This is a genomic window from Escherichia sp. AM3 (assembly GCF_032029835.1).
GTDB classification, from domain to species: domain Bacteria; phylum Pseudomonadota; class Gammaproteobacteria; order Enterobacterales; family Enterobacteriaceae; genus Escherichia; species Escherichia coli.
The window spans coordinates 1-357 of record NZ_JAVUPQ010000689.1 but is presented as its reverse complement, the minus strand read 5'-3'; the positions used below and the strand labels follow the sequence as shown (position 1 = coordinate 357).

Here is a 357-nt window from a genome sequence, read left to right as displayed (position 1 = left end):
GGCCGAGGGATAAAATGGAGATAAAGCGGGCGATAAAAACCGCTCGAAACGCCGGGTGCGTTTTCAGCAGGCTGAGGTTGAGCAGCCAGGATTTTTGATTCATGACAAGGCCTTGAGGTATCGGTCTACCATTTCCATGGGCGCACATGCTAACATAGCCAACTAAGATAGATAACGATCATTACTATCATTATCACATCATGGACGTTGCTATGTCGTTTTCCTCTTCCGCGGTGCGCGCCGTAGCCGTGCCCGTTTTATTGCTGCTGTTGATCCTTGCGATTGCACTCAGTTTGCTGGTTGGCGCGAAGCCGCTGCCCGCGTCCGTTATTGTCGATGCGCTCTCCGGTACCTGCC

Annotated in this window: 1 protein-coding gene and 1 pseudogene; one reads left to right on the top strand and one right to left on the bottom strand. The window is 52.4% G+C overall.

What is annotated here, in order from left to right; translation table 11 throughout:
- Positions 1-103: hypothetical protein (locus RTW80_RS27910; protein ID WP_312721368.1), on the bottom strand; the 103-nt coding region annotated here is incomplete at its 3' end.
- Between the two features lie 109 nt (positions 104-212).
- Between RTW80_RS27910 and RTW80_RS27905 the strand changes: the two are divergent.
- Positions 213-357, top strand: a pseudogene (locus RTW80_RS27905) (Fe(3+)-siderophore ABC transporter permease); the annotation flags it as partial.